The organism is Streptomyces sp. DSM 116793 (assembly GCF_057320905.1).
The window spans coordinates 4,758,059-4,784,558 of sequence record NZ_CM170494.1 but is presented as its reverse complement, the minus strand read 5'-3'; the positions used below and the strand labels follow the sequence as shown (position 1 = coordinate 4,784,558).

The 26,500-nt window shown below is 69.8% G+C and carries 18 protein-coding genes, 1 tRNA gene and 3 pseudogenes; 16 read left to right on the top strand and 6 right to left on the bottom strand.

All coding sequences use genetic code 11. The features are described from left to right. Positions 1-108 precede the first annotated feature (108 nt). The 5 genes from ACSMXW_RS18550 to ACSMXW_RS18530 all read left to right on the top strand — a co-directional run bounded on the left by ACSMXW_RS18550 (position 109) and on the right by ACSMXW_RS18530 (position 7,784). A complete protein-coding gene (locus ACSMXW_RS18550; RefSeq protein ID WP_485797833.1) occupies positions 109-2,532 on the top strand; it encodes a (Fe-S)-binding protein in 2,424 nt (807 codons plus the stop codon). Between the two features lie 450 nt (positions 2,533-2,982). Beyond that, the gene (locus ACSMXW_RS18545; protein ID WP_485797832.1) at positions 2,983-4,821 is read left to right on the top strand and encodes an FG-GAP repeat protein; all 1,839 of its coding nucleotides are present in this window, start codon (positions 2,983-2,985) and stop codon (positions 4,819-4,821) included. Between the two features lie 541 nt (positions 4,822-5,362). Further along, on the top strand, positions 5,363-6,331 hold the full coding sequence (locus ACSMXW_RS18540; protein WP_485797831.1) for a Yip1 family protein: 969 nt from the start codon (positions 5,363-5,365) through the stop codon (positions 6,329-6,331). A 198-nt stretch (positions 6,332-6,529) separates the two neighbouring features. Beyond that, positions 6,530-7,105 (top strand): dCTP deaminase, encoded by a 576-nt coding sequence (gene dcd, locus ACSMXW_RS18535; RefSeq protein ID WP_485797830.1) that lies wholly within the window; start codon positions 6,530-6,532, stop codon positions 7,103-7,105. 187 nt (positions 7,106-7,292) lie between these two features. Then, positions 7,293-7,784: a phosphoribosyltransferase gene (locus ACSMXW_RS18530; protein WP_485808135.1), complete on the top strand. Its 492-nt coding sequence runs from the start codon at positions 7,293-7,295 to the stop codon at positions 7,782-7,784. 162 nt (positions 7,785-7,946) lie between these two features. Here the strand turns inward: ACSMXW_RS18530 and ACSMXW_RS18525 are convergent, their stop codons facing one another. Beyond that, entirely contained in the window at positions 7,947-8,813 is an 867-nt protein-coding gene (locus ACSMXW_RS18525) for a helix-turn-helix transcriptional regulator (RefSeq protein WP_485797829.1), read from the bottom strand. A gap of 405 nt (positions 8,814-9,218) precedes the next feature. Between ACSMXW_RS18525 and ACSMXW_RS18520 the strand changes: the two genes are divergently transcribed. Beyond that, positions 9,219-9,935 carry an SDR family oxidoreductase gene (locus tag ACSMXW_RS18520; RefSeq protein WP_485797828.1) on the top strand — a complete coding sequence of 239 codons (717 nt, stop codon included), beginning with the start codon at positions 9,219-9,221 and terminating at the stop codon, positions 9,933-9,935. Positions 9,936-10,551: 616 nt separating this feature from the next. Further along, positions 10,552-10,625: transfer RNA gene (locus tag ACSMXW_RS18515), tRNA-Gly, on the top strand. Positions 10,626-10,704: 79 nt separating this feature from the next. Here ACSMXW_RS18515 and ACSMXW_RS18510 read toward each other — a convergent pair. Continuing rightward, positions 10,705-11,628 (bottom strand): annotated as a pseudogene (locus ACSMXW_RS18510) (tyrosine-type recombinase/integrase); the annotation flags it as partial. A 66-nt stretch (positions 11,629-11,694) separates the two neighbouring features. Continuing rightward, positions 11,695-12,495 (bottom strand): annotated as a pseudogene (locus ACSMXW_RS18505) (replication initiator); the annotation flags it as partial. Between the two features lie 610 nt (positions 12,496-13,105). Here ACSMXW_RS18505 and ACSMXW_RS18500 point away from each other — a divergent pair. From ACSMXW_RS18500 to ACSMXW_RS18475, 6 genes and pseudogenes are all read left to right on the top strand, one after another. Further along, the gene (locus ACSMXW_RS18500; protein ID WP_485797827.1) at positions 13,106-14,107 is read left to right on the top strand and encodes a DUF6192 family protein; all 1,002 of its coding nucleotides are present in this window, start codon (positions 13,106-13,108) and stop codon (positions 14,105-14,107) included. After that, positions 14,104-15,390 carry a tyrosine-type recombinase/integrase gene (locus tag ACSMXW_RS18495; RefSeq protein ID WP_485797826.1) on the top strand — a complete coding sequence of 429 codons (1,287 nt, stop codon included), beginning with the start codon at positions 14,104-14,106 and terminating at the stop codon, positions 15,388-15,390. Before ACSMXW_RS18500 ends, ACSMXW_RS18495 begins: the two co-directional genes overlap by 4 nt. After that, positions 15,387-17,858: a tyrosine-type recombinase/integrase gene (locus tag ACSMXW_RS18490; protein ID WP_485797825.1), complete on the top strand. Its 2,472-nt coding sequence runs from the start codon at positions 15,387-15,389 to the stop codon at positions 17,856-17,858. Before ACSMXW_RS18495 ends, ACSMXW_RS18490 begins: the two co-directional genes overlap by 4 nt. Positions 17,859-17,881: 23 nt before the next feature. After that, positions 17,882-17,968: pseudogene (locus ACSMXW_RS18485) on the top strand (DUF6192 family protein); the annotation flags it as partial. 2 nt (positions 17,969-17,970) lie between these two features. Then, positions 17,971-18,390: a RacP protein gene (locus ACSMXW_RS18480; RefSeq protein ID WP_485797824.1), complete on the top strand. Its 420-nt coding sequence runs from the start codon at positions 17,971-17,973 to the stop codon at positions 18,388-18,390. 64 nt (positions 18,391-18,454) lie between these two features. After that, complete coding sequence (locus ACSMXW_RS18475; protein WP_485797823.1) at positions 18,455-19,303, top strand: IS5 family transposase; 849 nt, start codon at positions 18,455-18,457, stop codon at positions 19,301-19,303. Between the two features lie 97 nt (positions 19,304-19,400). Here ACSMXW_RS18475 and ACSMXW_RS18470 read toward each other — a convergent pair whose 3' ends face one another. Beyond that, entirely contained in the window at positions 19,401-19,766 is a 366-nt protein-coding gene (locus ACSMXW_RS18470) for a VOC family protein (RefSeq protein ID WP_485797822.1), read from the bottom strand. A 501-nt stretch (positions 19,767-20,267) separates the two neighbouring features. Between ACSMXW_RS18470 and ACSMXW_RS18465 the strand changes: the two genes are divergently transcribed. After that, positions 20,268-21,458, top strand: a complete 1,191-nt coding sequence (locus ACSMXW_RS18465) for an IS110 family RNA-guided transposase (RefSeq protein ID WP_485797820.1) — start codon at positions 20,268-20,270, stop codon at positions 21,456-21,458. A 148-nt stretch (positions 21,459-21,606) separates the two neighbouring features. Further along, positions 21,607-23,064: an NF041680 family putative transposase gene (locus ACSMXW_RS18460; RefSeq protein ID WP_485797821.1), complete on the top strand. Its 1,458-nt coding sequence runs from the start codon at positions 21,607-21,609 to the stop codon at positions 23,062-23,064. A gap of 24 nt (positions 23,065-23,088) precedes the next feature. Here ACSMXW_RS18460 and ACSMXW_RS18455 read toward each other — a convergent pair whose 3' ends face one another. Both ACSMXW_RS18455 and ACSMXW_RS18450 read right to left on the bottom strand, forming a co-directional pair. After that, positions 23,089-24,279, bottom strand: a complete 1,191-nt coding sequence (locus tag ACSMXW_RS18455; RefSeq protein ID WP_485797820.1) for an IS110 family RNA-guided transposase — start codon at positions 24,277-24,279, stop codon at positions 23,089-23,091. Positions 24,280-24,340: 61 nt separating this feature from the next. Then, positions 24,341-25,039 (bottom strand): hypothetical protein, encoded by a 699-nt coding sequence (locus ACSMXW_RS18450; RefSeq protein WP_485797819.1) that lies wholly within the window; start codon positions 25,037-25,039, stop codon positions 24,341-24,343. Between the two features lie 459 nt (positions 25,040-25,498). Here ACSMXW_RS18450 and ACSMXW_RS18445 point away from each other — a divergent pair, with 459 nt between their 5' ends. Then, positions 25,499-26,275: a hypothetical protein gene (locus ACSMXW_RS18445; protein ID WP_485797818.1), complete on the top strand. Its 777-nt coding sequence runs from the start codon at positions 25,499-25,501 to the stop codon at positions 26,273-26,275. The last annotated feature ends 225 nt before the right edge of the window (positions 26,276-26,500 follow it).

Sequence of the window (26,500 nt, the reverse complement as noted above, 5' to 3'; positions counted from 1 at the left end):
ACTGGCTACAGTGCCACCCGACAACTGGGTACTCTCGAACGGACTACATAAGTTACCGCTTAGTAAGGGCGGCTTGGTAATCCGCTCGCGCAGGTTCGAGGAGCCTTCATGCAACTCGCCGCGATCATCGTGTCGTTGGTCCTCGCCGTGGTCGGCGTGGCCCTCTTCGCCAGGGCCGTCGCGCAGATCTACGGTTTCGTGCGGCTCGGCCAGCCCGTGCCCGCCGGGACCAGGACGGACCGGCCCGGAGCGCGCACCGCCACCGTGGCCAGAGAGTTCCTCGGGCACACCCGGATGAACCGGTGGGGCGTGGTCGGCGTCGCGCACTGGTTCGTCGCGGTCGGCTTCTTCACCCTCGTCCTGACGCTGGTGAACGCCTTCGGGCAGCTCTTCCAGGCCGACTGGGCGCTGCCCGTGATCGGCGACTGGGCGCCGTACGAGGTGTTCGTCGAGCTGATCGGCATCCTCACGACGCTCGGCATCCTCACGCTCATCGTGATCCGCCAGCTGTCGCTGCCGGGCCGCGCCGGCCGGAAGTCCCGGTTCGCGGGGTCCAACTTCGGCCAGGCCTACTTCGTCGAGGCCGTCATCCTGATCATCGGCCTCTGCATCCTCACCCTGCGCGGGCTCGAAGGCGGCCTGCACCACGTCACCGGCTACGAGGCGTCCTACCTGATCTCGTACCCGCTGGTCGCGGCCTTCCGGGGCCTGGACCTCGGCACCCTCCAGAACCTCGTCTACCTCGTCGCCCTCATCAAGATCGGGACGTCCTTCATCTGGATGATCACGGTGGCGCTGAAGACGGACATGGGCGTGGCCTGGCACCGCTTCCTGGCCTTCCCGAACATCTGGTTCAAGCGCGAGGCCGACGGCGGCACGGCCCTCGGCGCGCTCCAGCCCATGACGTCCGCGGGCGAGCCGATCGACTTCACCGACCCCGGCGAGGACGACGTCTTCGGCGTCAGCCAGGTCGAGCACTTCTCCTGGAAGGGCCTGCTGGACTTCTCCACCTGCACCGAGTGCGGCCGCTGCCAGTCGCAGTGCCCGGCCTGGAACACGGGCAAGCCGCTCTCGCCGAAGCTGCTGGTCATGTCGCTGCGCGACCACGCCCACGCCAAGGCGCCCTACCTGCTGGCGGGCGGCGGCAAGACCGTCGAGGGCGAGGAGAAGGCGAGCGAGGAGCAGCTCCGCGACGTGCCGGCCGCCGCGCTCGCCGAGGCCGAGCGGCCGCTGATCGGCACCCTGGAGGAGAACGGCGTCATCGACCCGGACGTCCTCTGGTCCTGCACCACCTGCGGCGCGTGCGTCGAGCAGTGCCCCGTCGACATCGAGCACGTCGACCACATCGTGGACATGCGCCGCTACCAGGTCATGATCGAGTCCAGCTTCCCCTCCGAGGCGGGCACGATGCTCAAGAACCTGGAGAAGAAGGGCAACCCCTGGGGCCTGGCGAAGAAGCAGCGCCTTGAGTGGACCAAGGAGCTCGAGCGGGAGACGGGCTTCGAGGTGCCGGTGGTCGGCAAGGACATCGAGGACCTCAGCGAGGTCGACTACCTCTACTGGGTCGGCTGCGCCGGGGCCCTGGAGGACCGGGCCAAGAAGACCACGAAGGCGTTCGCCGAGCTGCTGCACATCGCCGGCGTCAAGTTCGCGATCATGGGCGGCGACGAGAAGTGCACCGGCGACTCCGCGCGCCGCCTCGGCAACGAGCCGCTCTTCCAGGAACTCGGTATGGAGAACGTCGCGTCGCTGAACATGGCGTTCGGCGAGGACGACGAGGACGAGAGCACCAGGAAGCCCAGGTCGGCGAAGAAGATCGTCGCCACCTGCCCGCACTGCTTCAACACGCTCGCCAACGAGTATCCGCAGCTCGGCGGCGAGTACGAGGTGATCCACCACACCCAGCTGCTCCAGCACCTGGTCGACGAGGGCAAGCTGATCCCCGTCACGCCGGTGGAGGGCCTGATCACCTACCACGACCCGTGCTACCTCGGCCGCCACAACAAGGTCTACACACCCCCGCGCGAGATCATCGCCAAGGTGCCCGGCCTGCGGAACGAGGAGATGCACCGCCACAAGGAGCGCGGCTTCTGCTGCGGCGCCGGCGGGGCCCGGATGTGGATGGAGGAGCGGATCGGCAAGCGCATCAACAACGAGCGCGTGGACGAGGCGCTGTCCCTGAACCCGGACATCATCTCGACGGCCTGCCCGTTCTGCCTGGTGATGCTGACGGACTCGGTCAACGGCAAGAAGTCCGCGGCTGAGGCCGCGGCATCCGGTTCCGGTTCCGGTGCGGGCGCGGGCTCCGGCGGCACGGCGGGCGGTGGCACCGCGACGGCCGTCAAGGAGTCGCTGAAGGTCGTGGACGTCGCCCAGCTCCTCCTGGACTCCGTGCGGCGGACGCCCGAGGAGGACGGGGACGGCGCCGAAGCGGACCGGGACGGGAACGGGAACGGGCCGGACGGCGGCGCGGCGGACGGCGGCGAGGTGCCGCCGGCCGCGGCGGGGACGAAGCCGGAGGCGGTGGAGTAGCGGCACACCGGCCGCGCGCCGGGCAGGCCGGCGGCTCCGGGGCACACGGGCGGCTCCGGCCGCTCCCGGAACACCTGGCCGCTCCGGCAACCCCGGCCGCTCCGGCCGGCACCGGCTCCCTGGCTCCCTGGCCCCGGCACAACGGGGCGCCTGACCGCACCAGCCGCACCAGCCCTACCGGCCGCACCAACCGCACCAACTCAGCCCAGTGAAGCGATGCCCGGGGCGCCCTCCACCGAGGGCGCCCCGACGCATACACAGGCACCCCGCACCACCCGGGGCGCCCCTCCTTGCCTCACATCCCCCGCGCACGCCCCGTGACGCCGGCACACCACCCTGTACAACCCTTGTCCCACACCCGGTGTCGAACAGACACCGGCCGGGCCCGGGCCCTGCCCAAAGGGCCCGGGCACCACCGCCCGGCCAACCGACGGAGACCCTGGGAGCCACGTGCGTACCTACCGCTCGGCCGCGACAGCCGCGGCCTCGTTTCTACTGCTGACGGGTGCCGCCCTCGCCGCCGCCCCGGCCGCCTCCGCCGGCACCCCCGGCGGCACGCGAGCCAACGACCGCAACTGCGACTTCAACGGCGACGGCTACGAGGACGTCCTCGTCGGCGCGCCCGGCGCGGTCGTCGGCGGAGCGGCCGGCGCGGGGCTCGTCACCGTGCAGTACGGCTCGCCGAAGGGCATCGGCACCACGCACGCCGGGGCCGTCAGCAGGTCCACCCCCGACGTCCCGGGACCCGCCGTGCGCGGGGACGGCTTCGGCGCCTCCGTGGCCAGCGGGGACCTCGACTCCGACGGGTACGACGACGCCGTCGTCGGTATCCCGGGCGACGACCGCTCCGGGGTGGGCGACGCGGGCGGCGTGGTCGTCCTGTGGGGTTCGCCGGACGGCCTCACCGGCGCCGACAGCACCTGGCTCGCACCGCCGGCCGCCACGGAGCACGGTCACTTCGGCGCCTCGGTCGCCGCGGCCCGGCTCAGCGGCGCCACCCCCGGCGACGTCCTCGCCGTGCTGGACCGCACGGACGTCCGGTTCTTCCTGTTCGAGGCGGAGCCCGGCAGCAGTGGCGGCGGGGACGGGGCGCTCGTGCGGGAGCGCGGCCGGGAGCGCGGGGCCTTCCGGCAGCTGGAACCGGGCGGCGGGGGCGCGGACGGGACCGGGGGCACGGACGGGACCGGGGGCACAGACGGGACCGGGGGCACAGACGGGACCGGGGGCACAGACGGGACCGGGGGCACAGACGGAGCCGGGGGCACAGACGGGACCGGGGGCACAGACGGGACCGGAGGCACAGACGGAACCGGGCACGCCGGGGCGGCGGGGGCCCGTTCGGCGGGGGCCGCGGGTACCGGGGCGGGCGAGCCCCGCCGCGCCCTCGCGCCGCGCTCCCTCACCACCGGCGATTACGACAGCGACGGCTACTCCGACCTCGTCGTCTCGGGCGTCACGACCGGCGAGGACCCCGGCCGCGGCTGGTCCGCGTACCTGGCCGGCGGCCCGGAGGGACCGGTCTGGACGCACGACCTGCGCGGGGGCCCCACCGCGGCCTCCGGCGACATCGACGGCGACGGCTACGACGACCTGGTCACCGGCGAGCCGGCCGCCGCCGGCGGGACGGGCGGCCCGGGTGCGGCGAGGCGCGATGAGCCGGCCGACGGGGCGGCGACCGGCGGCGAGCCCGCGGACGGGCAGGCGACCGGCGGCGCGGTCACCGTGTACTACGGCGGCTCGCAGGGCCCCGGCACCGACGGCCGCGTCGAGTACTGGACCCAGGACTCGGACCACGTCCCGGGCGTCGCCGAGCCCGGCGACGCGTGGGGCGCGGACCTCTCCGTGGGCGACACCGACGGCGACGGCTACGCGGACGTGGCCATCGGCGCGCCCGGCGAGGACCTGACGCTGGGCACCGGCACCCCCACGGGCACCCGCACCGGCTCCGGCACCGCCGTGGACGCCGGTGCGGTGACCGTCCTGCCCGGCACCGCGGCGGGCCTCACAGGCACCGGGTCGCGCGCCTGGTCCGAGGAGACCCCGAACGTCCCGGGCAGGGCCGAGGACGGCGACCGCTGGGGCACACAGGTCCGGCTCGTCGACCCCGACGCCGACGGCCACTTCGACCTGGTGGCCGCCGCGCCGGGCGAGAACTCCGGCGACGGCGCCGTCCGGCTGCTCCCCGCCGGCTCCGGCGGGATCACGGCCACGGGCGCGTGGACGTACGGGGCGGGGTCGTTCGGGGTGGCGTACCGCGGGGCGGCCTACGGCGCGGCGATCGACGAGTAGAGGAGATCTTCGTCACACCAGACCGCACACCTGGACCGCACACCTGGACCGCACACCAGGTCCGCCGGGGCGTCCTGCACCGGGCCGTGCACCCGGCGGACCACCGCGCCGGCACCCTGGCACCCCGGCCGCCCCGCCCACCCGTCGGGGATCCCCCGCCCACCCGTCGGGGGTCCCCCGCCCACCCGTCGGGGGTCCCCCGCCCACCCGTCGGGGGTCCCCCGCCCACCCGTCGGGGGTCCCCCGCCCACCCGTCGGGGGTCCCCCGCCCACCCGTCGGGGGTCCCCCGCCCACCCGTCGGGGGTCCCCCGCCCACCCGTCGGGGGTCCCCCGCCCACCCGTCGGGGGTCCCCCGCCCACCCGTCGGGGATACCCCGCCCACCCGTCGGGGATACCCCGCCCACCCGTCGGGGATACCCCCGGCGACCCGTCGGGGGTCCCCCCGGCGACCCCCTAGGGGATGTCACAGCTCGGCCGCAATGAGAGGTCCGGAGCCCGGGCCCCGTACGGCAGTTCGCCGGAACGGGTACGTTCGTTGACGTGGCTGGATTCAGGATCGGACGCGGCCGGGCGGGCCGCGTCCCGCAAGCGCAACCGCAACAGCACCCGCGGCAGCAGCCGTACGGCCAGGCCCCCCAGGGCCAGGCGCCGTACGGCGCCCCCACCGCGCCTCCGTACACCCAGCAGCCGGGGCACTACGGGTACCCCCACACCCAGCAGCAGCCGGGCACCCCCACGGGCGCCCCGCAGTACGGCCGGTTCCAGCAGCAGTGGACGCAGGGCCAGGCGGCGACGGGTGGGGAGGAACCGGAGTACTTCGGCGACGGGGACGGTTACGGCCGGGGCCCGGGCCCCGGCTCGTACGCCGCGAACAACCCGGGGCACACACAGGCCTTCAGCATCGACGAAGAGCTGTACAACGACGGCGGGACCTACCGCGCCGGGCAGGCCGCCGCCCCGCCCGCCGGCCCCCGGCTGGCCTGGCAGGACCTGGTCACCGGCGTCGTCCTGCGCCCCAAGCAGACGTTCCTGCAGATGCGCGACTACGCGATGTGGGGCCCGGCCCTGATCGTGACGTTCCTGTACGGCCTGCTCGCGGTGTTCGGCTTCGACGGCGCACGCGAGGACGCGATCAACGCCACGATCTCGTCGGCCGTGCCCATCGTCCTCGTCACCGCGGTCATGATGCTGCTCAGCGCCTTCATCCTCGGCGTGGTCACCCACACGCTGGCCCGCCAGCTCGGCGGTGACGGGGCGTGGCAGCCGACGGTCGGCCTCTCCATGCTGATCATGTCGCTGACGGACGCGCCCCGGCTGCTCTTCGCCATCTTCCTGGGCGGCGACGCGTCGTTCGTCCAGGTCCTCGGCGGCGCGACGTGGATCGGCGCGGGGTGTCTGCTGACGCTGATGGTCTCCCGTTCGCACGACCTGCCGTGGCCGAAGGCGCTGGGGGCGTCGGCGATCCAGCTGGTCGCGCTGCTGTCGCTGCTGAAGCTGGGAACGTTCTGAGGGGTGGCACGTGCCGGGCGGCACGTGGCACCCCGCGGCCCTCAGCGGACCCGCGGCCCTCAGCGGCCCGTAGCCCTCGGGGCCCCATAGCCCTGGGACCCCGTAGCCCTGGGGCCCCGTAGCCCTGGGGCCCCGTAGCCGTCGGTGCCATGCGGCCCGCATTGCCGCCCCGGCCCCCACCCTGCGTATCCTCGGGGCGTGCTTCTCTCTGACAAGGACATCCGGGCCGAGATCAACGCGGGGCGGGTGCGGATCGACCCGTACGACGCGTCGATGATGCAGCCGTCGAGCATCGACGTCCGGCTCGACCGGTACTTCAGGGTGTTCGAGAACCACCGGTACCCGCACATCGACCCCTCCGTCGAGCAGAAGGACCTGACGCGGCTGGTGGAGCCGAAGGGGGAGGAGCCGTTCATCCTGCATCCCGGGGAGTTCGTGCTGGCCTCGACGTACGAGACGATCACGCTCCCCGACGACCTCGCCTCCCGCCTGGAGGGCAAGTCGAGCCTCGGCCGGCTGGGGCTCGTGACCCACTCCACGGCCGGTTTCATCGACCCGGGCTTCTCCGGCCACGTCACGCTGGAACTGTCGAATCTCGCCACGCTTCCGATCAAGCTCTGGCCGGGCATGAAGATCGGCCAGCTCTGTCTCTTCCGGCTCACCTCCCCCGCGGAGTTCCCGTACGGCTCCGACCGCTACGGCTCCCGCTACCAGGGCCAGCGCGGCCCCACCGCGTCCCGCTCGTTCCTGAACTTCCACCGGACGAACGTGTGAGGCCCTGGTGAACGGACGGACGTACGAGGCGGCTGTGAACGACGGAGACGAGTCCCGGGACGGCGGTGAGCTCAGGGACGGCGGTGAGCTCAGGGACGGCGGTGAGCTCAGAGACCGCGGTGAGCTCAGAGACCGCGGTGAGCCTCGGGAGGGTGGTGAGCCCGGGGGCGGCGGCGGGCCACGCGAGATCCTGACGTACGAGGAGTTCGGCACCGCCGTCCGGGAGCTGGCGCAGACCATCGCGGACGACGGCTTCGAGCCGGACCTCGTCCTCTCCATCGCCCGCGGAGGTGTCTTCGTCGCGGGCGGCCTGGCGTACGCGCTCGACTGCAAGAACATCCACCTGGTCAACGTGGAGTTCTACACCGGCGTCGGCACGACACTGGACATGCCGGTCATGCTCGCGCCCGTGCCGAACGTGATCGACTTCACGGACAAGAAGGTCCTGATCGCCGACGACGTCGCCGACACCGGCAAGACCCTGAAGCTCGTCCGCGACTTCTGTGTCGCCGCGGTGGCCGAGGTCCGCAGCGCCGTGATCTACGAGAAGCCGCAGTCGCTGGTGAAGTGCGAGTACGTGTGGCGCCGCACGGACCGCTGGATCGACTTCCCGTGGTCCGCCCTGCCACCGGTGGGCAGGTCGGGCGCGACGACGGCACCGTCGAGAGAAGCGCCCTGACCTGCGGGTCTGCGGGTCTGCGGGTCTGGGCGTCTGGGCGTCTGCGCAGGCAGAGGCACGGATCTCGGTCAGCCGGCGCCGCTCAGCCGGTGCCCTTCGCGTGCGGACCGCCGCCCGCCGTCAGCGGACCGCCGCCCACCGTCAGCGGGCTGCCGCCCACCGTCAGCGGGTTGCCGCCCACCGCCGCCCACCGTGAACGGGTAGCCGCCCTCCGCGGCCGGAGTTCCGCCCTCCGTCCGGGTGCAGTTGCCGCAGGGCCCGGGCGGAGGGCGTGCCCGGGTCGGCGGTGATGAAGACGACCTGCTGATCGTCGTCAGGGACGACGAGGACGTCGCAGTTCAGACGCAGCGGACCCGCCTGCGGGTGGACGAGGACCTTGGTGCGGTGGCCGGGCGCGTGCACCGGGTTGGCGTCCCAGATCTGCGTGAACTCGTCGCTGCCGGCGCGCAGTTCCGCCAGCAGGCGGGTGAGGGCCGGATCGTGGGGGTAGCGGTCGGCGGCGCGGCGCAGCCGGGAGACCGCGATATGGCCGAACTCCTCGGCACTGGAACTCTCCAGGGGACGCCCCAGGAACCGCCGGCGGGCCAGGTTCGGCTCCGTGCCGAGGTCGCTGCCGAGCAGGGCCTCGGCGAGCGGGTTGAAGGCGATGACGTCATAGGTGGCGTCGGTGACGATGGCCGCCGTGTCGGGGATCCGGCGCAGCAGGTCGGTGACGTGCGGGCGGACCCGGCGCACGGGGGCGGCGGGCGCCGTCGCGGGCGTACCGGCCAGCCGGAAGAGGTGCCCGCGCTCGGCCCGGGTCAGCCGGAGCGCCCCGGAGAGCGCGTCCAGGACCCGCGGCGACGGGCGCGGGCCGCGCGACTGTTCCAGACGCGCGTAGTAGTCGACGGACATGTGCGCCAGCTCGGCGACCTCCTCCCGGCGCAGGCCGGGGGTCCGGCGGAGCCCGTCGGCGGGCAGACCGAGGTCGGCGGGGTTCAGCCGCGCCCGCCTCTCGCGCAGGAAGCGCGCGAGTTCCTGTCTCGGCATGGGGCCTCCTTCCGGTGGTTCCGGTTGCCGCGCTGCGCACTGCCGCACTGCCGCACTGCCGCACTGCCGCACTGCAAGCCTGCCAGGGACCGGCGGTGCCGGGCGAGGCCGGACGGCGTGCCGGTTGGCCGGCGACTCGACGGCGTGCCGGGGCACGGCGACGTCGCGAGGAGCCCCTGCCAGGGCCTCCGCCGGAGGCGTTGCCGGGAACAGGCGAGGAGCGTTCGCCAGGGACGATCACCGAAACCGCCGCCGGGGACGCCACCGCAAGCCGCAGCCAGGGACATCTCCGGGAACCGTTGCCGGAGACGTCACCGAAACCGCCGCCGGAGACGCCACCGCAAGCCACTGCCAGGGACCGGTTATCCCTGGCAGAGCGGACACACGCAGGGGATCGTCGGAACCATGAACGATTCCACAGCACTGGTCACCGGCGCCAACAAGGGCATCGGCAAGGAGATCGCACGGCAGCTCGCCGCCGCCGGCCTGACCGTCTACGTCGGCTCCCGCGACGCGGAGCGCGGGGCGCGGGCGGCCGAGGAGATCGGCGGCGACACGCGGCCGCTCGTCCTGGACGTCACGGACGGCGACAGCGTCGCTGCGGCGGCGGGGCAGGTCGAGCGCCTGGACATCCTGGTCAACAACGCCGGCATCATGGTCGACGGCAGCCCGGCACCGGAAGCCGACGTCGACGGCTTCCGCCGCACCTACGAGACGAACGTCTTCGGCGTCCTGGCGGTCACCAACGCGTTCCTGCCGGCGTTGCGCCGCTCGGCCGCGCCCCGCATCGTGAACGTCTCCAGCGGCACGTCCTCGTTGACGTGGAGCTCGGACCCCGAGCACCAGTTCGCCGTCTCGGCCGGCTCGGGTGCCGCGTACCGCTCGTCCAAGGCGGCCCTCAACGCCCTGACGCTGTTCTACGCACAGACGCTCGCGGGAGAGGGCTTCAAGGTCAACGCCCTGGCCCCCGGCCTCCGCCGAACCGACCTCAACGAACGCGCCGCCACCAGCGAGGGCGACCCCGCCGAGGCCGCGGCGGGCGCGGTACGGCTCGCCCTGCTGCCGGACGACGGGCCCACGGGGCGGTTCATCTCGTGGGACGGCAGCGGGGTGCCGTGGTAGTCGGGCACCACAGCGTCGGGGATGCCCGGGCAGTGTTCCTCACCTCCGCCCGCGGCGATGAGCCCCACGGCGAACGGCCCGGCTCTCACACGCTGAGCCACCGGGCCGTCACCTTACGACACGGATCCGTACGCGGCGAAACGGCACGGAAGCCGTCCGCTCACTCCACGGGAACGGACCTCACGACCCCGAGTGCCCCCCGGTCACCAGCGACCCCCACCGTCCCGACCAGTCCGACCGGAACGGCGTTCCGAAGCCGCTGACACCGTGGGCACCGGATGAGCCGGCCCGGACCAAGCCGCTCGGCCTGCTGCATCGGGAACGACGCGGTGCTGAACACATGCCCCTCGGCACAACGGACGACGGTGGGCTCCACGGTGGGCTCCATCAAATCCTCAAGTCCCTTCCCCACGAACCGATATGGCACCAACAACCGCCACATTACGGGACGAAAGGGATCCCCATCCAGAGGGCACCACCCATCCAACCCAACCCTCTCACGCTCCCCACCCACCGCCCCTGCACAGCACAAAGGCCCTCGGCGCGAGCACCGAGGGCCGGGCATGAGGTAAAGTATGCGACGTTGGGAGGACCGATCGATTCGGCTCCGCCCCAGGCGGGTGTAGTTTAATGGTAGAACATCAGCTTCCCAAGCTGAGAGCGCGAGTTCGATTCTCGTCACCCGCTCCACCACGAACCCCCAGGCCAGAGGCCCGGGGGTTGTTTGTTGTCTGGACCGGTCTGCGGGTGGCGCACCACAACCGCACCATTAGCCCTCTGGTGACTCCTGCTTGTGGTGCTTGGCACGCTCGGCCTGGACCAGGTCGTCGAGCCCGGCGGCGACCTCGCGTTGCCGGTCCTCGTCGGAGTGCTGATAGATCAGCGCCGCCTTCTCCGAAGACTGCCCGGCGCGAACCATCGTGTCCTTGAGCGTCGCGCCCGAACGCGTCGACAGCGTGTGCCCCGTGTGGCGGAGGTCATAGAACCGGAAACCCTCCGGGAGACCCGCGGCCGCACGAGCCCGGCGCCACTTGCGTCCGAAGGAGGTGCGCCGGAACGCCGCACCCTTCTCGCCCACGAAGACGAGCCCGTCAGGTTCCTTCTCGGCGAACCAGTCGAGATGCCGCCTCACCTCCTTCAGGAGGAAGGCCGGGAGCACGACGACACGGGCGCCGGCATCGGACTTGGTCGGTCCCGGAGCCCGCTTGCCGTTGGTCCGCTCAGGCTCGGCGACCCGTACGCGAATCACGCGGTTGTCGAGGTCCACGTCACGGCGGCGGAGACCGGCCAGCTCCTCCGGCCGCATCGGCCCGTACGCGCCGAGGTAGACCATGAGCCGCCAGCGGATGCCGATCGCATCGGCGAGGGCGTCGACCTGGGCAACGGTGGCGATGCGCCGTTCCGTCGCCGACTCCTTGCCCGCGCCCTTGATCCGGCACGGATTTCGGCTGATCAGGTCGTCATCGACCGCCGTCTCAAGAACGCCCTTGAGGAGGCGGTACGCCTTGGCGACGGTGGTCTTGGCCTTGGTGGTCCGCAGGCGCTCGGCACGCCACTCACGGACACGGGGAGCAGTGATCTCGTCGAGGTCCAGCTCGCCGAAGGCCGGGAGGATATGGAGCCGGAGGAGGTGCCTGTACAGGTCCTTGGTCCGAACGGCCAGTTCCCGTTCCTCGACCCACTTCTCCGCGTAGACACGGTCCAGTTGGCGGCCGAAGGCAAAGGCGTGCGCGTGGCCGTCGATGACCGGGCCGGGTGCGGTCGCCTTGTGGGCGGCGGCTCGGATGGCGTCGGTGAGCAGGTCGGGTGTCGCCCAGGCCGGGGGTGGGGTGTGGCCGCCGTCGGGTCCGTCGAGGCGGATGACGGCGTGGAAGTGGACGGCGCCGCGTTTCTGCTATTCGGCGACTTTGGCGAAGGACAAACGTGCGTGGTGGCTCAGGGCGCGTTGGGTGAGGCCGGCGCGGCGGGCGATCTCGCGGCGCAGGTGGATGGTGAAGCGTCGCCAGAGCGCTCCGGCGTGGGCGTTCCACAGCACGGCCGCTTCGTAGTCGTACCGATCGGCATCGAGCGGCGTGCCCAAGGCGGGATCTTCCTCGTGGTGGTGGCGCCCGCAGCGGCAGGCACGGCCGCCGGACGGACGGTTGTGGACCGGGCCGAAGCTCGGTGCGGTGAAAGTGGCGAAGACACGCGGGTGCGCGGTGACGGTCTCCGGGATGCCCTTGCCGCCGCGGAGTCCGGCGGTGATCAGGTGGAAGGTGTCGCGGCGGTAGGTCTCAGCGCAGGCCGGGCAGCGGGTGGCGCGTCGGTTGCCGCAGCGGACCAGGAGGTCACCGGCGGGCATCTCGGCGGAGTCGAGGCGGCGCAGGGCCGGGCCGATCTCGCCCGTAACTGTGTTGACGTGGTGCTCGGTGCGGTGTCCGGCCAGGCGGATGGGATGAGTGCAGCCGCCGAGGGGGGCGAGCTGGCGGAGGATAGCGGGCAGGGCACCTGTTGCTGCGATGTTGGCGATTTCCGGCACGGGGGCCGGGGCGGTGCGGGTGATGATGGTGCTCTCCTTCATCGGCTCACGGGTCGGAAGGGGGGCGCTGCCGGGGCGGTGGATGCTTGGCGGTATCGAGGCCGCCCCGGCAGGCGGATTCAGTGCGTGTTTCGGATCCCCGATTCTGAGTAGCCTTGGGCTCTACGCTGGCACGGTGTCCAAGGGCACCGGGCGGGCTGGGGAGCGGACCTGTCGGGCTTGTGGTGAACGGCTGAGGGCTGATTCACGGCCTGACGCCTTGTTCTGCTCCGCGGCGTGTCGTGCCAGGCAGTGGCGTATGGACCGGCGGTTGCGCAAGCTCACAGCTGCCGTGCTGGGCGGTGCGGACGAGATCGAGTGCCCTGAGTGTGGGGCCCGATGGGTGGCTGGCGTCGACCGAAGGTCGAACGCTGTCTTCTGCTCGCGCCGGTGTGTGGTGAGGGCCTGGCGGCGCCGGAAGGAAACGTTCGGCGAACGGGCACAGTGACCGCATCGCGAACGCATTCTGAGCCCAACTTCATTCAGAAACCGGTCATTTGTGGTCATTCATTGTGATCATTGCATTATCGGTCTGACTCTCGGTGATGAGCGGGTCATGTCCACGTCACGGACTTCAGCTCCGTGCCCTGACCCGCATGGGTGGTGAAACACCATGCCGGAGGAGATCGACAAGGTCGGAAATGTCAGCCAGCAGCGCTACGAGCAGATCGTGGCTGAGCTGCGGCAAGTGGTCGAGCAGCACAGCCAGGGGCAGTTCACGATCGGTGACCGCGCCCTGGAAATCGAACCGATGCGTGGGTCGGATGACGGACGGGAGGCCTTGCCGGGCCGGGATCTGTTCACCGTCCGCCAGGCTTTGACCCGGCTAGCGGAGGACATTGGACTGCGTCGCAGCACCGTGGAGAACGCCCGCTGGACAGCGTCCCGCTGGCCGAAGGACCATCGTCAGGCGGGGGTCTCGTTCACGGTCCACCGGGTCCTGGGCAGCATTCCTGACGAGGAAGAGCGGTTCGCTGCGATCAAGCAGCCGCCCGAGGGCAGGGGCCGGTGGACGGTCGACGAGGCCAACCGGCGGGTCGGTCGTCAGGTCGAGCACCCCATATCTCCCCAGGAGAAGATCACCGCGATCCACACCCTGGCCCGTGATGAGGACGTTGCCGCTGTGGTGACCAGCGATCTGTTGCGGCGGCCGGCGGTCGCCGCCCAAGTCAGGCCGGAGGACAAGGTCCGGGTGGTCGAGGAGTTCACCCGGGACGACAACGTGGCCGTCACGGCGGTCACCGGTCTGCTGCGGCGTCCCGACGTCGCCTTCAAGGCGATGAGCGACGACACAGCCCGCCACCAGGTCAACCACGCTCAGGCAGAGCGGGGCCAGCAGGCCCGCGAGCACTTCGAGGGCAGCAGCCCCATCGCCCCGGCGGTCCGCCACATCGACCGGACGGTGGAGTTCCTGGACCTGGTCACCGCCTGCCACTCGTTCGTCGCTGCGGCCGGCCGGGCGGTCCCCGGCCTGCGGGGTCGCACCCTCGGCGAGGACGAGCGCACAATCGTGCACGAGAACGTAGCGAAGGTGCGGGGTGTGTTGACTGAACTAAGACCGGAGTTTCCGCAGGTCAGTGACCTATTGAGGAAGTTCGCGTTAGCTGATGCGTGAGTGATGCTGACGGGCTGATCCGTAACCCGGCCTCCTTGGTCGTGCCGCAGATCGGTCGGCTGCTGCAGACCGGAGAGGTCGCCGAGCCGTACCGGCTGCTCGATCCTGAAGGGTGCCTCGTCGTACCAGCGGCAGCCTTCTTTGCCGACCTGCAAGCGGCATCGAAGCCGGCGACGACGATCCGCTCGTACGGCATGGACCTGCTGCGGTGGTACCGGTTCCTCTGGGCCGTGGAGGTGCCGTGGAATCAGGCGGCCAGGACTGAGGCCCGGGACTTCTCCCGTTGGCTCCAGCTCGCCGACAAGCCGGTACGTGTGCACTGGCGACAGCAACGGAGGAATGTCGAAGCGCATGTCGTGCCCGCCCAGCGCAGATCCCGGAAGGCGGAGCCCGGGACACCGAACCCGGTGACCGGCAGGCCCGCACCGAGCCTGAAGTATGCGGCCACCACCCGGGCCCACTGCGAGACGGTGCTGAGGTCTTTCTACGCCTTCCATCTCGAAGAGGGCACCGGGCCGATCGTCAATCCTTTCCCGCTCGACCGGTCACGCCGCGCCGGCCGGGCCCACGCCCATCACAACCCGATGGACGCCTTCCGCCCCGAGCGGCAGGGCCGCTATCGGCCCAAGGTTCCCAAGCGCATCCCGCGGCGCATCCCGGACGAGTTGTTCAACGCCCTGTTCGCCGCGCTGAAGTACAACCGCGACCGGGCATTGCTCGCCTTTTGGGTCTCCACCGGCGCACGCGCCGAGGAACTCCTCACCAGCCGCGAGAAGGATGCCCTGCCCGGCCAGCAGTTGATCGGCGTGACCCGCAAGGGCACCCGCGCCTACCAGCAGATCCCCGCATCGACCGACGCCTTCGTCTGGCTGCGTCTCGCCCAGGAGGATGCCTGGCGCAAGGGGGCTCCCCGCGGTCGCGGCCACACCCTGTGGTGGACCCTGCGGCGTCCGTGGCGGCCGCTGAACTACCACGCCGCCCGGGCCATGCTGAACCGCGCCAACGACCTGCTCGGGTCGAACTGGACCCTGCACGACCTGCGGCACACCGCGGCCTACCGGATGGCCCGCGATCCGAAGATGTCGCTGACCGACGTCCAGTGGGTCCTCGGACACGCCCATCTGTCCACCACCGAGATCTACCTGGCCGCGAGCCAGGACGAGGTCATCGAGCAGGTCCTCGCCCACCACGCTCGCCGAGAACGTGAGCAGAAGCGCCCGCCATCACCGGCACCCGGCTACAACTCCGCCAGCCTCAACGTGCTCTTCGGGCAGGCGGGATGACGACCACGGCCACGACGTCGACCACGGCGACGTCGCAGGACAAGGTCGTCGCGTTTCACGGGGCGGCACACAAGGCACTTCAGGAGACCTTCCCGCCGCGGCTGACGCCGGACACTTGGACAGTCACCGCCGAGTCCCGCGACCAGGCGGTCGCCCGGCTCCGCGAACTCTCGGCCGGGTCATCGAAGCACACTCGCTACATCCGGGTTCGCGGCGCCGACTTACTCATGCAGTGGCTGGAGACCTTCCCCGGGGAGACCTGGCAGCAGCGGTGGCGCTGCAGCACGGCGGATGACCACCCGCGGAGCTGGAGCGACCTTCCCGCGTCCTGGCACGCGGAGCGCGGGGTCGGCACCTCGTCCTTCCTCTCCTCGGGCACCCTGCATCTGATCTGCGGGGACGTGATCCGTCCCAGCGTGTCCTGGCTGTTGCACCTGCACTCACCGAACTTCCGCAGCCGGATGGAGCTGACCCGGGACCCGGAGGGGTACGCGGACCTGGCCGCGGCCGCCGGCCCCACGTGGTCGTCTCAGCTGGGGCGGCTGGCCCGCCTTCAGATCGCGGTGCTGCTGGCCGCCAAGGGAGGATGCATCCGCGACATCACGGTCGGCGATTGCCTTGAGCTGCGGGCGACCGAGGCCCGTGTCTACCGGTTCGGAGGCACCGGCCGATCGTTGTTCTACCGCTGGCTCAAGGACCTCGGGCAGTTCCCGCCGGACGCCCCGCACACCCTTCGAGACGTGACCAGGCACTCGGGACAGGTCAGCGTCGCCGACCTCGTGGACCGCTACCAGCTTCAGTGCGCCCCCGTCCGTGACCTGCTAGTCGACTACCTCGCCGAGCGCCAACCCGCCCTGGACTTCTCGTCACTGGAGGACCTGTCCCGGATCCTGGCCCGGCACTTCTGGAAGAACCTCGAAGACCTCCGGCCTGGCATCGACTCGCTCCGTCTCTCCGCCGAGACCGCGGCGGCCTGGAAGGAGCGTGTCCGCACCAAAGTAGACCGCAAGCATCAGCCGGACGGCAGCTACACCACCAGCCTGCGGATGAACTACATCGACCTGCTGACCGCGGTCCGTGCCTTCTACCTGGACATCGCCCAGTGGGCCGTGGAAGAGCCGTCCCGCTGGGGGCCTTGGGCCGCCCCTTGCCCGATCAAGGCCAACGAGGTCTCCCACAGGAAGCGCGAATCACGACGGAAAGCGCGGATGGACCAGCGGACCCGCGAACGACTCCCCGTTCTGCCCGCCCTGGTGAGGACGGCCGCCGCCGAGCTGAAGAAGGCCCAGGCGAGGCTGGAAGCGGTCCGAGCGGCTGATCCGGGAGCCACGTTCGCTGTCCTGGGCGAGACGTTCACCAAGGCCCGGGGCAACCGCTGGAGCGACCCGGGTCAGATGACGATCGCCTTCGACACGGACGGCAAGCGGCGGCGCCTGGGCGACGCAGAGCTCCGGGCCTTCTGGGCCTGGGCGTCGGTGGAGTTCCTCCGCCTCACCGGCGTCCGCATCGAGGAGATGCTGGAGGTCAGTCACCACAGCATCGTCCAATACACGCTGCCGACCACCGGCGAGATTGTCCCCCTGCTGCAGATCGCCCCGTCGAAGACCGACGAGGAGCGGTTGCTGCTGGTCAGCCCAGAGCTGGCCGATGTCTTGAGCACCATCGTCTGCCGAGCCCGTGACGAATCCGGCAAGATCCCACTCGTCGCCTCTTACGATCACGGCGAACGGGTCTGGAACCCGCCGATGCCGCTGCTCTTCCAGTGGCGAACCGGTGAGCAGAACCGCGTGGTGTCGATGAGTACGATCCGCAAGGCGCTGGACGAGACCCTGGACGCAGCCGGGCTGACGGACAACACCGGGCAGCCCCTGCGCTATCAGCCCCACGACTTCCGCAGAATCTTCGTCACCGACGCGATCATGAGCGGCCTGCCCCCGCACATCGCCCAGATCATCGTCGGGCACAAGAACATCTCCACCACGATGGGCTACAAGGCGGTCTATCCCACCGAGGCCATCGAAGCCCACCACGCGTTCATCGCCCGCCGCCGGGCCCTGCGGCCCAGCGAGGAATACCGGGTCCCGACCTCGGAGGAGTGGGACTCCTTCCTTGGCCACTTCGAGCGCCGCAAGCTCTCGGTGGGTACCTGCGGCAGGGCGTTCGGCACAGACTGCATCCACGAACACGCCTGCATCCGCTGCCCCATGCTCAGGCCCGAGCCGACCCAGCATTCCCGCCTCACCGAGATCCGCGACAACCTCATCGCCCGGATTGCCGAAGCCGAACAGGAGGGGTGGCTCGGCGAAGTCGAGGGACTCCGCGTCAGCCTTGCCGGCGCAGAAGAGAAGCTCGGTCAACTGGTGGCGGAGGCGAGACGGAAGTCGACCGCCGTAGATCTCGGCATGCCCACCTTCGGGCAGATCGCCATACGGACGAGTGATGTCGCAGCCCCGGGAGAAGGCGGCTGAGCTGGCATTTTTAGTTCAGAGAAGCGACGCTCGACTGGATCGAGACCGCGGTCGACACGGGCAAGGTCGACATGGACGGCGAGCTGGCCCGCCTGCTGCGGGGCGAGTAGCCGTGCCCCGCGCCTCGCGGCGCCGGGGCCAGGCCGCACGGCGGCACGCCGACACCCTCCGGTTCGTACTGTTCGAGGCCAGACCCGCAGGGCTGCTGTTCCACCAACTGGTACGCGCCAGCGACCTATCTCCGAGCCAGGTGCGGGCGGGCCTGGCCTGCCTGCGCGACATCATCGCCGAGAACGGCTGGCCACCGCTGATATGGACCAGGGCCGACGGCTACCAGCTCGGCGCCGAACCGGCCGCACTTCAGGCATACGAGCGGTCCGTGCTCACCGAGAAACTCACCGAGTTCCGCCGTTTCCTCACCGGCACCGTCGCCCCGCACGCCGCCGCCCATCCAGGCGACAAGTGGGTCAAACACATCACCGCCCAGCTCAACTCCATCGAATCCACCCTCGACCTCGTCGTCTCTTCCTGACCACCACGACAGGGGCGCCCGGCCAGAGGCCGGGCGCCCCCACAACTGCCCGGAGGGAGCCGCCATGCGCCGCCGCCGCTATCCCTCCGACACCACCGATGCCGAATGGGCCCTGATCGAACCGCTTCTGCCGACCCCAGCCTGCGAGACCCACCGCGGCGGCCGGCCGGAGAAACACCCCCGGCGCGAGATCGTCGACGCCATCCGCTACGTCGTCGACACCGGCTGCAAATGGAGGGCCCTTCCTGCGGATTTCCCGCCATGGCGAACCGTCTGGGGATTCATGGCCCGCTGGGCCGCCGCCGGGATCATCGGACAGATCCGCGACCACCTGGCCGGCCGGATCCGCCGGGAGATGGGCAAAGGCCCCCGTGCCGTCGCCACGGTCATCGACTCCCAGAGCGTCAAGGCCGCGGAAACCGTCAGAAAAGACAGCCGTGGCTACGACGCGGGCAAAAAGATCAACGGCCGGAAGCGACACCTGGTCGTTGACACACGCGGGCTGCCCCTGCTGGTCATGGTCACCCCGGCCGACCTGCACGATTCCGCCGCGGCGAAGGAAGTTCTCTTCCGCCTCCGCCTGATGCACCCCGAGATCACCATCGTCTGGGCCGACCGCGCCTACGCCGGAAAACTCGTCGACTGGGCCAAACAGCACCTCAACCTCACGATCAAGCCGGTCAGCCGTCCCAAGGACGCCTCCGGCTTCATTGTGCTGCCCCGCCGCTGGGTCGTCGAGAGATCGCTGGCCTGGATGATGCACGCACGCCGCCACGCGAGGGACTACGAACGGCTCGTCCAGCACTCCGAGACGCTGATCACCTGGGCTGCCATCACCCTCATGACCAGACGTCTCGCCCGGAAGGGCGCCACCCCCAGCTGGCCGAGGAAACCGGCCCCGGCCGCCGACTGAACGTCACTCGCGCTCAGAAGCTGCATCAGGACCACTGATCTGTGACGTCCCGGGGCTGGTGGACGGCGATCTTGTCGGCCCAACCGTTCGTCGCCGATTACTCGGCCGATGGCGGGACAAACAAGCAGAACTCATTATCTTCCGGGTCAGCGAGTACAACCCAACGGAAACCGTGTTCAGCCTGTTCCCCGGAGAGCTGTCGGGCCCCGAGCCGTTCGAGTCGGTCGACCTCCGCGGCCAAATCGGCAGTGCCGAAATCAAGGTCGAGATGCATCCGGTTCTTGCCGCCCTTCCGCTCCGGAACCTTCTGCAAGAGCAGGGTCGGCGCCGAAGCGGGCCCAGTCATGCTGAGGTAGGGAGGTTCGTCGAAGGCACGCCGATACTCCAGCGGCGCGAGCGCAGCGAGCCAAAACTCCGATTGCGCTTCGGTGTCGACACAGTCCAGCGTCACGACAATCTGCATGACCAGACGGTAGGGGACCCGAGCCCGCCGACACGACCGACTTTCAGCAACGGCGCATGCAGGCACAGCCCCGATTCACGTGACACGCCCGCGGCGGACAGTACCTCACACCGCGCTCGGGATCAGGCTTCTCACGCGACCCCAGACTGTGACCGCACCGTCCGCAGGTTTCTCCAGCTCCACCCGCACTCGCTTCCTCATACCGGGCCCAGCGATCCCTTCACCAGGCCCGTTACGAACCATGAGATCAGAAACACGCACTGAGCTTGTCCTACCTTCCAAGCGTGGGTCTGAGCTGGTCCTTCGTAAGATCGGCGGGCCCAGGGGTTCTGGGTATGGCTGTGAGCTTGTCGCCGTTGGATGGCTCAAAGAACTTGGCCGCCCGGAGCCCCGCGACGACTCGACCGCTAATTGGGATACGCGACTCGATCGCTGTGTAGGACAACGTCGGCGAGGTCGTCTGCGGGACAGTCTGTGACGACGAGCTGGCGGAGGTGACCCGTGCCTCAGATCTGGGCCGGAGTGGACATCGGCAAGGAACACCATCACTGCGTGGTGGTCGACGAGCGAGGCGAGCGCCTCCTTTCACGCCGAGTGTTCAATGACGAACCGGCCCTGCTGGAGCTCATCGCAGACGTGCTCACGCTCTCTGAGGACGCCCTGTGGGCGGTGGACATCAACCACGGCGGCGCCGCCCTGCTCATCGGCCTCCTGCTCAGCCACCAGCAGCCGATGGTCTACATCACCGGCCTCGCCGTGCACCAGGCCTCGACGGCCTACCGCGGCCAGGGCAAGACGGACGAGAAGGACGCGTTCGTCATCGCCGACCAGGCACGCATGCGACAGGACCTTGGCCCCCTGCGGCCCGGCGACGAGATAGCCGTCGACCTGCGCACCCTGACCGCCCGCCGCCTGGACCTAGTCAACGACCGGACCCGTCAGACCAACCGGTTGAGGGCACAACTGCTGGAGTTCTTCCCCGCGTTGGAGCGCGTGTTGGCCTTGAGTAAGAAGGGTCCGGTCGTGCTGCTGACCGGCTACCAAGCGCCGGCAGCGATCCGCCGCAGCGGGGCCAGGCGGATCGGAACCTGGCTGAAGAACCGCAAGGTGAAGAACGCGGCGGCGCTCGCCGAGACGGCCGTCGAGGCGGCCAGGGCCCAGCACACCGCACTGCCGGGCGAGACCCTCGCGGCCGCCATGGTGGCCCGGATCGCCAAGGGCGTGCTGGCCCTGGACGAGGAGATCGCCGAACTCGACGCGCTCATCGAAGCCCGGTTCAACGAGCACCGACACGCGTTGGTGATCCGGAGCATGCCCGGCATGGGCACCCTCCTCGGCGCCGAGTTCATCGCCGCCACCGGTGGCGACCTGGAGGCGTTCGGCACGGCCGATCGCCTGGCGTCCTTCGCCGGCCTCTCACCAGTGCCGCGGGACTCCGGCCGCGTCAGCGGCAACATGCGCCGCCCGCGCCGCTACCACCGAGGTCTGCTCCGGGCCTTCTACCTCTCCGCCATGTCCAGCCTGAGAACCTGCTCCGCCTCCAAGGCTTACTACGGGCGCAAGCGGAACGAGGGGAAGGGGCACAAGCAGGCCCTGCTCGCTCTGGCCCGTCGACGAGCCAACGTCTTGTGGGCAATGCTTCGAGACGGAAAGTGCTACGAGGTTCTACCGACCGTAACGCCAGCGGCTTGACATCGTCATTGGGAAGTTCTTTTTCTTCCGGTCTCGAATGACGACTCGAACTACGTCGCTCACCTGGGCATTCGCCGGACGTGGGGGCGGCCTTCGCTTGATCCTGTGCTCCGTCACAGAGGTACGGGATCAACCGAAGGCCGTTGTCATGAGTGTGGTGTGCCGCGATGTCCGGCGCGAAGCGTTCGCGGAAGCGTCACGCTTCCGGGGCCAGTTCTACGAGTGTCTGACCGCCCGGCGTGACGAACTGTTCGAGCTGACCGACGCGCTGTTGTGCGCCGACGGGCCTGTGGTCTCGCCGGTGGACCTGACGCTGGTGCCCGAGCACCGTCGCGGTCACGGCGCGTTGTACGGAGCCCTCAATCGCGGCCGGATCGACGTCGGCAGGTTGCGGGCCCTGCTGGCCGACATGCCTCTGCCGCACTTCGAGGGCGGGCGCCTGGTGCTGGCGATCGATGTGTCGCCGTGGCTGCGGTCGGATGCGCCGTGCTCGGCGGACCGGCTGTTCTGCCATGTCTACGGGCGGGCGAAGTCCGCTTCGCAGTTCATCCCGGGCTGGCCGTACTCCTTCGTCGCGGTCCTGGAGCCCGGGGCCACGTCGTGGACCGGCATCTTGGACGTGGTCCGCCTCGGGCCCGAGGATGATGCGACCGCGGTCACCGCCGCCCAGCTGAGGGCCGTGGTCGGGCGGCTCGTCGCGGCCAGCCAGTGGCAGTCCGGGGACCCGGACATCACGATCGTCATGGACGCCGGCTATGACGTCACCCGCCTGGCCTGGGTCCTGCGGGATCTTCCCGTTGAACTGGTCGGGCGGGTCCGCTCAGACCGGGTGATGCGCTGTCCGGCACCCTCGCGTGAGGAATTCCATCGCGCTCATCCCCGCGGCGGCCACCCGCCCAAGCACGGGCCGGAGTTCCGCTTCGCCAAACCGGAGACCTGGCCCGAACCGGCGATCACCACGGCCACCGACACCGTGAACTACGGCAAGGCCGAAGCCCAGGCGTGGGACCGGGTCCACCCGCGGCTGACCCACCGCTCGGCCTGGCTGGACCATGACGGTGACCTTCCCATCGTCGAAGGCACCTTGGTCCGCCTCAAGGTCGAGCACCTCTCGAAAGACCGGGAGGCTCCACCGGTCTGGCTGTGGTCTTCGAAGACCGGAGCCGCCCCGGCGGACGTGGACCGCTGGTGGCAGGGCTTCTTGCGGCGTTTCGACCTGGAGCACACCTTCAGGTTCAGCAAGCAGACGCTCGGCTGGACCACTCCGAAGATCCGCACTCCCCAGGCGGCGGACCGCTGGACCTGGCTCCTGGTCGTCGCCCACACTCAGCTACGTCTCGCCCGACCGCTGGCCACCGATCTCCGTCGGCCCTGGGAGAAGCCGGCCAGGCCCGAACGCCTCACCCCGGCGCGGGTCCGCCGGGGGTTCAGGAACATCCGAGCCTACCTGCTCTGCCCGGCCCGTGTTCCCCAACCTCGTGGCCTCGGTCCCGGACGGCCGCCCGGGAGCAAGAACCGCAGTCCCGCACTGCGCTACGACGTGGGCAAGACCGTCAAACGCCCCGAGACCCTCAAGGCCATCGGCAGACCCGGAAGATCTTGGTAGATAAAGAACTTCCCAATGACGATGTCAAGCCGCTGGCGTTACGGTCGGTAGAACCTCGTAGCACTTTCCGTCTCGAAGCATTGCCCACAAGACGTTGGCTCGTCGACGGGCCAGAGCGAGCAGGGCCTGCTTGTGCCCCTTCCCCTCGTTCCGCTTGCGCCCGTAGTAAGCCTTGGAGGCGGAGCAGGTTCTCAGGCTGGACATGGCGGAGAGGTAGAAGGCCCGGAGCAGACCTCGGTGGTAGCGGCGCGGGCGGCGCATGTTGCCGCTGACGCGGCCGGAGTCCCGCGGCACTGGTGAGAGGCCGGCGAAGGACGCCAGGCGATCGGCCGTGCCGAACGCCTCCAGGTCGCCACCGGTGGCGGCGATGAACTCGGCGCCGAGGAGGGTGCCCATGCCGGGCATGCTCCGGATCACCAACGCGTGTCGGTGCTCGTTGAACCGGGCTTCGATGAGCGCGTCGAGTTCGGCGATCTCCTCGTCCAGGGCCAGCACGCCCTTGGCGATCCGGGCCACCATGGCGGCCGCGAGGGTCTCGCCCGGCAGTGCGGTGTGCTGGGCCCTGGCCGCCTCGACGGCCGTCTCGGCGAGCGCCGCCGCGTTCTTCACCTTGCGGTTCTTCAGCCAGGTTCCGATCCGCCTGGCCCCGCTGCGGCGGATCGCTGCCGGCGCTTGGTAGCCGGTCAGCAGCACGACCGGACCCTTCTTACTCAAGGCCAACACGCGCTCCAACGCGGGGAAGAACTCCAGCAGTTGTGCCCTCAACCGGTTGGTCTGACGGGTCCGGTCGTTGACTAGGTCCAGGCGGCGGGCGGTCAGGGTGCGCAGGTCGACGGCTATCTCGTCGCCGGGCCGCAGGGGGCCAAGGTCCTGTCGCATGCGTGCCTGGTCGGCGATGACGAACGCGTCCTTCTCGTCCGTCTTGCCCTGGCCGCGGTAGGCCGTCGAGGCCTGGTGCACGGCGAGGCCGGTGATGTAGACCATCGGCTGCTGGTGGCTGAGCAGGAGGCCGATGAGCAGGGCGGCGCCGCCGTGGTTGATGTCCACCGCCCACAGGGCGTCCTCAGAGAGCGTGAGCACGTCTGCGATGAGCTCCAGCAGGGCCGGTTCGTCATTGAACACTCGGCGTGAAAGGAGGCGCTCGCCTCGCTCGTCGACCACCACGCAGTGATGGTGTTCCTTGCCGATGTCCACTCCGGCCCAGATCTGAGGCACGGGTCACCTCCGCCAGCTCGTCGTCACAGACTGTCCCGCAGACGACCTCGCCGACGTTGTCCTACACAGCGATCGAGTCGCGTATCCCAATTAGCGGTCGAGTCGTCGCGGGGCTCCGGGCGGCCAAGTTCTTTGAGCCATCCAACGGCGACAAGCTCACAGCCATACCCAGAACCCCTGGGCCCGCCGATCTTACGAAGGACCAGCTCAGACCCACGCTTGGAAGGTAGGACAAGCTGAGGCGGAGGTCAGTGAGCTGGCTGATCAGGCGGCGCAGCTCGGGGGCGACCGCGTCGGCGGCGAGGGAGTCCAGGCCGAGCCGGGAGCGGGCTGCGAGCAGCCACTCGTACGCGCCTCGCTCGTCGTAGGCGGCCTCGACCAGCTCCTCGGCGAGGCGGGCGAGCGGAGCGGCGGAGGCGTCCAGGGAACGCAGTTCCCGGAGGACGAAATCGTCCTCCACATCGATCCGCTCAGCGCGGCGCAGCAGAGCGGGCCACAGAGCGTCGTCCACTTCTGCGCTGCCCTGTGGTCCGATCGTGGCGTCGGTCAGCGGCCTGGCGTCGAGCCGGCGCAGGCACAGCAGGCTTCCCAGCACCTCGACCAGCTGCCACGGCGTGAACCGCTCCCGCAGCGCCATGATGCCGAACAGAGCCAGCTCGGACCGGAGCTCAGTCGCGGTGGCGTTGCCCAAGCCAGATGCGATCAACCACTCGGCCACCTCGGCGCCGTCGAACAGCGGCCGTCCTGAGTTCTCGGACACGACGGCGGGGAAATCTGGGTGCCGGCGACGCCAGGTGGAGACCACGGGACGCTTCACGCGGGCGAAAGCGGCAATATCGGACAGGGACACCAGCAAGGCTTCGTGAGTGCCCAGGGTCACGTCCAGCGAACCAGCGGCCATCATGAGCACTCTCCCTTCCCTTTCCGCTTCTGTAAGTTCCGGTGCCCCAGTCGTCAGATCAGGCCCTTTGATACACCGGAACTCCTCGCGCCTCGCCCGATGCCACAGAACGATACGACGATTGCCGGTCTGTATGTGCCGAGTGCTTGATAAGCCAGGTTATCGATGATGCGTAGCTCACGGGCCCACCCATTGGAAGAGAATCATGCGTCAGAGCCCAGGAACGCCTGGCCACATGGCCAAATGACGAGGGCATGACCGCCTTCGTCCCTAGGGTGCCTCCAGGGGAACGTGTGACTGCCGGGACAGGGAGACGGAATGGGTGAGCTGGCCAAGGCGGTGGCGCAGCTTGAAGAGCAGGTCGAAGACGCCCGCGAGCTGCGAAAGGTCATCGAGCGTATCGACATGGAGATCGAGGCACGCACGGATGAGATCGAGACGATCGGCGGCGCCATCCTCGATCTCCACGGCGATCTCGACAACGAGATCGCTGAGTACGACTACATGGCCGTCGAGCAGTCCGCCGCATCCCTGCGAGGACTGGTGGACCCGGCGGAGGTCCTTCCTGCCATCGACGCAATCCTCCTGCTCACCGCACTGCGCGACGCTGAATCCGTTCCTGATCTGACTCTGCCGCTGTCGGCCTTCGAGAACAGTGACGCAGGTGAGCATCCCCGCCTCACGCAGGATGACCTGGACCGTGAGTTCAAGGCCGACCTGGCACGAGCGGATCAGCGCTGGGAGGAGATCTGGGGCGACCATGCCTGGGAAGACCCGGACGAACGAGACTCCCATCGGGCCGAGCATCGTGCCGAAGCCGAGCAGGAAGCGATCAAAGATCGTGCCCGCCGGGCGGCTGCCCATATCGAGGAGCTCGTCGACTACATCGGTGACACGCTGTGGCCCGACCTCGTAGAGGCAGTGGAAGCCGGCAACCGGGAGCGCGCTGTGCGAGCCCTGGCGGATGCGTGCGCTGCGGCACGGGAGACCGAACCCGCCAACAAACTGTACGAGGTCAACCTCTCGGCACAGTACGAGTCGTCGCCAATGTCTCTCGTGGCCACGGGCGAGCACCTGAGCGACTTTGAGACATGATTGATGTCGCCCAGAGCTGATTGATCAATCAGAGAGTGATCGGCCCAAAGATTCGCCTGGCTCCCCATCCACTGCCGAGCGGATTCCGGCCAGCCTCAGCACCGAGTACCTGGCCATGGCCTGTCGTCGGCGGAAGCGGCCAAAGCCGCTTCGCCAGCGGAGACCGAGCCGTGGCGGGCGTCCGTGGGACTTTCGGCCACACATCGGCAGCAGCCGGATGCGCCG